Genomic DNA, 7,252 nt, shown 5'->3' with positions numbered 1-7,252 from the left:
CATGGTGTGCGCGGCAGGGGCATGGTTGGGGATCGCCATGGGCTGAACACCTCTTTTTGTGCTGTTGTGGACATGCAACGGTGGACGAAACCGGCATCTGCGAACTTAACAATTCATAAGACGGATGGTTGCATGATGATGGTGCAACGCACCAAATGCGACGAACCGCGTTGGCGCGATCCTATTTCTACGTTGACGGAAGAGATGACGCCGCTACAGACGGGGTGGGGACGGCATTCGGGCCGGCCCTTCCGTTTGCCTTTCTTGGAGCAGCACATATGAAGAAGCTCAGCTTCGTCGTCGCCGCCGGCCTGATGTCTCTGGCCGCCTGCACGAACAATACTCCGGCCGAAAACAGCGCCGAGAACGTCGCCGAGTCCTTGGACAACGCCGCCGACAATCTCGAAGCTTCGGCTGACAACGCGACGAACGAGTCGACTGAAGCCGCTCTCGAGAACGCTGCCGACAACATGCACTCGGCCGCCGACAACGTCCAGGAAGCTGTGGATAACGGCGCCGTGGCCGCGAACGCTTCCAACGCGATGTGATCGCGCTCGCTTCGGTCCCTGGATCGGAGCGATCGGACAAAAGGCGGGCGGTCCGGATCGGACCCCCGCCTTTTTCTTTGCCCGGCGGATATTCCCGGGACTAGAGCGGCACGATGACCCACCCTGCCCCGCTCGCCTTCTTCAACAGCCTGACCCGCGACATCGCGCCGTTCACGCCGATCGATCCTGATCTGGTCCGGATCTACAGTTGCGGGCCGACCGTCTATAACTTCGCGCATCTCGGCAATCTGCGCGCCTATGTCTTCACCGATACGCTCCGCCGCACGCTCAACTGGAAGGGCTATGCGGTGAATCACGTCGTCAACATCACCGATGTCGGCCACCTGACATCCGATGCGGATGCCGGCGACGACAAGATGGAGGCTGCAGCCAGCGCCGCGGGCCGGGATATCTGGGACATCGCCGCCTTCTATACCGCGGCGTTCAAGGCGGATCTCGGCGCGCTCGGCATCCTGTCGCCGACGCTGTGGAGCGTCGCGACCGATCATGTTCAGGACATGATCGCCTTTGCCCGCACGATCGAGGATCATGGCGCCGCCTACCGGATCGCGGGCGGCCTGTATTTCGATACGACGCGCGTGCCCGACTATGGCCTCCTCGCCGGGGCGCGGCCCGACGAGACGATCGGCCGAATCGATGCGGTCGCGGGCAAGCGCAATCCGGCGGACTTCGCCTTGTGGCGCGCCTCCCCCGTCGGCGAACGCCGCCAGATGGAATGGCTGTCCCCCTGGGGCCCCGGGGCGCCCGGCTGGCACCTGGAATGTTCGGTGATGAGCCTGAAATATCTCGGCAAACAATTCGACATTCATACCGGCGGTATCGACCACCGCGAAATCCATCACGTCAACGAGATCGCGCAGAACCAGGCCTTCACCTGCTCGGCCGAAACCGGTGCGAACCTCTGGATGCACAATAATTTCCTGGTCGATCGCGGCGGCAAGATGTCGAAGTCGAAAGGGGACTTTGCAACCCTCGCCTCGCTGGTGGATCGCGGGGTGCCGCCGCTCGCCTATCGCCTGCTCTGCCTCGCGTCGCATTACCGGTCCGAACTGGAATTCTCGCCCGACAGCCTGGGCGCGGCGCTGACGCGGTTGAAGCGGATCGTCGCCGGCGTGACCCTGCTGCGCGATCAGGCGGGTGCGGCGGACTGGATCCGCGCGGTTGCGGAGGCGGGCGACAGCCGCGGCGCGGCCACCCGGTACCAGCGCGACCTGATCGAAGTCGGGTTGTCCGCGCCCGCCCGCGCGCTGCTCGCCCGGTTCGATGCGGCGGTCGCCGCCGACCTGATGACGCCGCAGGCGCTGCCGGTGCTGGAGGACGCGATCGCCGCCAAGGTCATCCCGGCGCAGGAACGGCTGCGCCTGGTCGCCAGCATGGATCTGGTACTCGGCCTCGGGTTGCTCACGCTCGATCGCCGGGCGCTTTCCCTGCGCCCTGCGGACGCGGCGCTGGACGACGCCGCCGTCGAAACGCTGCTCGCGGAGCGCACGGCCGCGCGGGCCGCGCGCGACTTTGCGGCCTCCGACGCGATCCGGGATCAGCTGGCGTCGGCCGGGGTCGAGGTGATGGACGGCGATCCCGCGCGCTGGGAATGGCGCGCGCGGCTGACGGAGTGATCATGCGATCAGCCTGATCGCCCGGCTCCGGTTGCGTTTCGGTGGCCGCTCCGCCAAGGAAATTGCGACAGATTAGGAATGGTAGATGGCAAGCACCTGGACGCCCGATAGCTGGAAGCACGCAGAAGCCCGGCAACTTCCGACCTATCCCGATGCCGCGGCGCTGGCGGTGGCGGAGGCGGAACTCGGCCATTATCCACCGCTGGTCTTCGCGGGCGAGGCGCGCGATCTGACCGCGTCGCTGGCGCAGGTCGCGGCCGGCAAGGCGTTCCTGTTGCAGGGTGGCGATTGCGCGGAAAGCTTTGCCGAATTCCACCCCAACTATATCCGCGACACCTTCCGCGTCATTCTGCAGATGGCGGTCGTGCTCACCTACGCGTCGAAGATGCCGATCGTGAAGCTCGGCCGCATGGCAGGCCAGTTCGCCAAGCCGCGCTCGTCGGACCTGGAGGAGATTGGCGGCGTTTCGCTGCCCAGCTACCGCGGCGACATCATCAACGACATCGGGTTCGATCCCGCCGCGCGCGCACCCGATCCGCAGCGGATGATCCGCGCCTACAGCCAGTCGGCCGCGACGCTCAACCTGCTGCGCGCGTTCAGCCAGGGCGGCTATGCCAATCTGCATCAGGTCCATGCCTGGACGCTGGATTTCATGGGCCGCAGTCCTTGGTCCGCGCAATATCAGGACGTCGCCGACCGGATCGGCGAAGCGCTCGATTTCATGGCGGCATGCGGGATCAACCCGGAAACCGTGCCGCAGCTGAAGGGAACGCAGTTCTTCACCAGCCACGAAGCGCTGCTGCTGCCCTACGAACAGGCACTGACCCGGCAGGACAGCCTGACCGGCGACTGGTACGGCCTGTCCGCGCATTTCCTGTGGATCGGCGATCGCACCCGGTTCGAAGGGTCGGCGCATGTCGAATATCTGCGCGGCATCCATAATCCGATCGGCGTGAAATGCGGGCCCAGCCTCGATCCCGATGCATTGCTGCGGATGCTCGACACGCTCGATCCGGCGCGCGTGCCGGGACGGATCACGCTCATCACCCGCTATGGTCATGACAAGATCGAAAAGCATCTGCCGCAACTGGTCCGCGCGATCCAGCGCGAAGGCCGGCCGGTGGTGTGGTCGTGCGACCCGATGCACGGCAATGTCGTCAAGGCCGCCAGCGGCTACAAGACGCGGCCGTTCGATCGTATCCTGGCCGAGGTCCGCGGCTTCTTCGCGGTGCACCGCGCCGAAGGAACGCATGGCGGCGGCATCCATGCCGAAATGACCGGACAGAACGTCACCGAATGCACCGGCGGCGCGATCGACGTCACCGAACAGAGCCTGGGCGACCGCTACCACACGCATTGCGACCCGCGCCTGAACGCCGGCCAGTCGATCGAACTGGCGTTCCTGCTGGCCGAAATGCTCAACGACGAAATGCGGATCCGCGAACGCGAAGCCGCGTGAGCCCTGACGCCGGACTTGACGGGAGCAGCCGGTCTTCATATTGACACCGCTCCCGCAAGGGCCCCTTCGTCTAGCGGTTAGGACGTCGCCCTCTCACGGCGAAAGCACGAGTTCGATTCTCGTAGGGGTCACCAGGTCGCTGCCCATCCTTTTTCGATGACGCGCCGTGCCTTGATGGGGAGGATGCCATGACCAAGTTTTCGCCCGATCGCGAACTGACGCTGACCCGCTGGATCGATGCGCCGCGCGGGGCGGTGTATCGGTGCTGGACCGAGGCGGCGCTCCTCAAACAGTGGTTCGTGCCGCAGCCGTGGACGGTGCCCGAAGCGGAGGTGGATGTGCGGCCGGGCGGGACCAGCCGGATACTGATGCGCGGCCCTGACGGGACCGAAAATCTCACCATCGGCGTGTATCTGGAGGTGGTGCCGGACGAGCGGCTGGTGTTCACCGATGCGTTCGACGCCGCCTGGGCGCCGAAGTCGGGGCAGCCTTTCATGCTCGGCATCATCACCTTGTCCGACGAGAATGGCGGCACCCGCTATACCGCACAGGTCCGGCATTGGACGGTCGAGGCGACGCAGCAGCATGCGGCGATGGGGTTCGATGCCGGATGGGGCCAATGCGCGGACCAGCTCGCCGCGCTGGCGCGGACCCTGTAGCGCCGGCAACCGTTCCGGCTAGAAGGCCGTCCGGCGACCATAAGGAAAGAGCGTCATGGACAGGAACAGCCACGATGGCGTGCGGGCGCGTGGTGCCATCCGTTCGGGTGCGCGGCGTTTCATGCAAGGCGAGGCATCCGGGGGTATCCTCCTGCTGCTGTCGGCCGTATTCGCGCTGATCGTCGCCAATTCGCCCTGGTCGGACCGCTATTTCGCGGCGCTGCACGCGCATCTCGGTGAACTGAGCCTGCTGCACTGGATCAATGACGGCCTGATGGCGCTGTTCTTCCTGCTGATCGGGCTGGAGGTGAAGCGCGAACTCGTATCCGGCCACCTGTCGTCCTGGAGCCGGCGCCTGCTGCCCGGCGCGGCGGCGGTCGCGGGGATGACGATGCCCGCGCTGGTCTATGTCGCATTCAACTGGAACAACCCGGCCGATCTGCGCGGATGGGCGATCCCGGCCGCCACCGACATCGCATTCGCGCTCGGTATCCTCGCGCTGCTGGGGTCGCGCGTACCGGTTTCGTTGAAGATCCTGCTGACCGCGATCGCGGTGATCGACGATCTGCTCGCGATCGTGGTGATCGCCCTGTTCTACACCGGGGAGATCGCGCTCGCCCCGCTCGGGCTGGCGATGGCCGGGTTGACCATCCTCATCGGTCTGAACAAGGCGGGCGTGCGGGCGCTGGCCCCCTATCTGCTGATCGGGATCGGCATCTGGTACGGCGTGCTGCTGTCCGGCGTTCATGCGACGCTCGCCGGCGTGGCGGTGGCGCTCACCATCCCGCTGCGCGCGCGGGGCGGCGGGCGGGATCCGCATCCGCCGCTCGAACGGCTGGAACATGGCATCCATCCCTGGATCACGTTCCTGATCGTTCCGATCTTCGGGTTCGCCAATGCCGGTGTTGCCTTTGGCGGGATGACGGCCGCGGATGTCCTGTCGCCGCTGCCGATCGGCATCGCGCTCGGGCTGTTCCTGGGAAAACAGGTCGGGATATTCGGCACGATCTTCGCCCTGGTGCGCCTGGACGTGGTCGACGTGCCGGCGCACGCCACCTGGCGACAGGTTTACGGGATGGCGACGCTGTGTGGCATCGGCTTCACGATGAGCCTGTTCATCGGCGGTCTCGCCTTTCGCGACGCCGATCACGCGGTAGACGCGGTAAAGCTCGGCGTGTTCGCCGGCTCCGTGCTCGCCGGTGTGGCTGGCTGGATCCTGCTGTACGGCGCGCCGTCCGAAGGCGAGGTCCAGACGCGCTAGGTCCGCACCACCGGGACGACTTCGAACCGGTAATGCTCCCAACCACGCGACCGGGCCGCATCCGCTGCCGCCGCTTGCTTGCGACGGGCCTCGGCCAACGACCGGGTGTGGCCCCAGAACACCTCCGTTCCGCCGCCCGGCAAGGTTGCGACGATTCGCCAATAATGGGTGAAGTCCGTCGTCGTCGGCCCGATCGTCTTCACATAGCCATCGGGCAAGGTGGCCGTCAGATACTGCTTCTTCTTCGCCATGATCCCGTCCGGATGCCCTGCGAAAGCCGATCGCGCAACCAGCCGCCGCGCGGTCGACCGTAGCGGAATGCGATCATGCCGACACGCGCCCCATATCGCCGGCGCTTGGAAATCGATCGATCACCGGTAAAGGATATCGGCACGCGATCGGCAGAGACGAGGCACTGATGACCCACAACCCGATGATCCGCCGCCGGACCCTGATCGGCGGCGCGGCCTTGCTGGTCTCCGGTCATGGCACCGGCGCGGTTCCAACAGGGGGACCGCTCCGCCTGGTCGCCGGCACCTATGATGCGGAGGGAGGCGGCGGTCTGTACCCGGTTACGCTGGGACCCGCCGACCGCTGGTCCGTCGGCACGCCCGATCCGGCGGTCCGCAACGCGTCTTTCGGCGTGCGGTCGGCCCGCTTCGGCACGCGCTACTTCCTGAACGAAGGCCCGAATGGCCAGCTCGGCGCCTGGCGCACCGGTTCCGGCCGGATGCCAATCGGCAGCGTGACGACCGGCGGCGCCGATCCTTGCCACGCCGCGCTGGATCCGGCGCAGACCTGCCTTGCCGTCGCCAATTACAGCAGCGGCAGCGTCGCGTTCTACCGGCTCGATCCACGAACCGGCGCCCCCATCGCGCCGCCGCTGATCCGTGCCAACCGGGGTCATGGCCCCAACCCCGCGCGTCAGCAGGGGCCGCATGCCCATTGGGTCGGCTTCTCACCCGATCGCCGCTGGCTGCACAGCGTCGATCTGGGCACCGACGCGGTCCTGTCCTACCCCTTCGATTCGCGCGGGCGGACGATCGGCCCGCCCGATGTCGCCTACCAGGCGCCGGCCGGGTCGGGGCCGCGCCATCTGGCCTTCCATCCGCACCGGCCGCGCGCCTATCTGGTCAGCGAACTGGGTAACAGCCTGACGGTGCTGGAACCCGCCGGTGCCGGACGGTTTCGGGCGGTGCAGACGCTCTCCACCCTGCCGCCCGGTTTCCACGGCGACAGCTCGGCCGCGCATCTGGCGCTCAACCGCGCAGGCACCCGCCTCTATGTCTCCAATCGCGGGCATGACAGCGTGGGTGTGTTCGCCATCGACGCCGCCGGCGGGCTTGCGCGGATCCAGCATGTCGCGACCGGCGGATCCTGGCCGCGATTTTTCCTGCTGTGCGAAGCGGAGGCCCGGCTGGTGGTCGCCAACGAGCGGGCGGGCACGCTGGTGCCGTTCGCGCTTGCCGCCGACGGCCGGCTGACCCGCACCGGCGCCTTTGCCAGCGTTCCGGGCGTCGTGTTCCTGGACCGCGCCTAGACCGATCCCGGACGCAGCCCCAGCCAGCGCCAACATCGCGGCAGCCGACGCAGCAGAAGGCGCTCGACCAGAAGCACGGCGAGCATCGACAGCCCCAGCAACGGCAGGACCATGCCCAGCACCGCGAGCACCGCGACAAAGCCCGCGG

Annotated in this window: 8 protein-coding genes and 1 tRNA gene; 8 read left to right on the top strand and 1 reads right to left on the bottom strand. The window is 66.9% G+C overall.

Annotation, left to right across the window (positions count from 1 at the left end; all coding sequences use genetic code 11):
- The 7 genes from VF649_RS05915 to nhaA all read left to right on the top strand — a co-directional run.
- The coding region (locus tag VF649_RS05915) for a hypothetical protein (protein WP_331011034.1) at window positions 1-282 on the top strand (282 nt) is incomplete at its 5' end.
- Entirely contained in the window at window positions 279-548 is a 270-nt protein-coding gene (locus tag VF649_RS05910) for a hypothetical protein (protein ID WP_331011033.1), read from the top strand. The genes VF649_RS05915 and VF649_RS05910, both read left to right, overlap by 4 nt.
- 113 nt (window positions 549-661) lie before the next feature.
- A complete protein-coding gene (gene cysS / locus VF649_RS05905; protein ID WP_331011032.1) occupies window positions 662-2,185 on the top strand; it encodes a cysteine--tRNA ligase in 1,524 nt (507 codons plus the stop codon).
- An 85-nt stretch (window positions 2,186-2,270) separates the two neighbouring features.
- Window positions 2,271-3,644 carry a class II 3-deoxy-7-phosphoheptulonate synthase gene (locus tag VF649_RS05900; protein WP_331011031.1) on the top strand — a complete coding sequence of 458 codons (1,374 nt, stop codon included), beginning with the start codon at window positions 2,271-2,273 and terminating at the stop codon, window positions 3,642-3,644.
- Between the two features lie 59 nt (window positions 3,645-3,703).
- Window positions 3,704-3,778: transfer RNA gene (locus VF649_RS05895), tRNA-Glu, on the top strand.
- A 54-nt stretch (window positions 3,779-3,832) separates the two neighbouring features.
- Window positions 3,833-4,303: an SRPBCC family protein gene (locus VF649_RS05890; protein ID WP_331011030.1), complete on the top strand. Its 471-nt coding sequence runs from the start codon at window positions 3,833-3,835 to the stop codon at window positions 4,301-4,303.
- Window positions 4,304-4,358: 55 nt separating this feature from the next.
- On the top strand, window positions 4,359-5,564 hold the full coding sequence (gene nhaA / locus VF649_RS05885) for a Na+/H+ antiporter NhaA (protein ID WP_331011029.1): 1,206 nt from the start codon (window positions 4,359-4,361) through the stop codon (window positions 5,562-5,564).
- Here nhaA and VF649_RS05880 read toward each other — a convergent pair.
- Window positions 5,561-5,815, bottom strand: a complete 255-nt coding sequence (locus tag VF649_RS05880) for a hypothetical protein (protein ID WP_331011028.1) — start codon at window positions 5,813-5,815, stop codon at window positions 5,561-5,563. The two genes, nhaA and VF649_RS05880, sit on opposite strands and share 4 nt — an antisense overlap.
- 167 nt (window positions 5,816-5,982) lie before the next feature.
- Between VF649_RS05880 and VF649_RS05875 the strand changes: the two genes are divergently transcribed.
- Entirely contained in the window at window positions 5,983-7,104 is a 1,122-nt protein-coding gene (locus VF649_RS05875; RefSeq protein WP_331011027.1) for a lactonase family protein, read from the top strand.
- Window positions 7,105-7,252 lie beyond the last annotated feature (148 nt).

It is taken from the genome of Sphingomonas sp. (genome assembly GCF_036387535.1).
Taxonomy (GTDB): domain Bacteria; phylum Pseudomonadota; class Alphaproteobacteria; order Sphingomonadales; family Sphingomonadaceae; genus Sphingomonas_R.
This window is presented reverse-complemented; position numbering and strand designations above follow the sequence as displayed.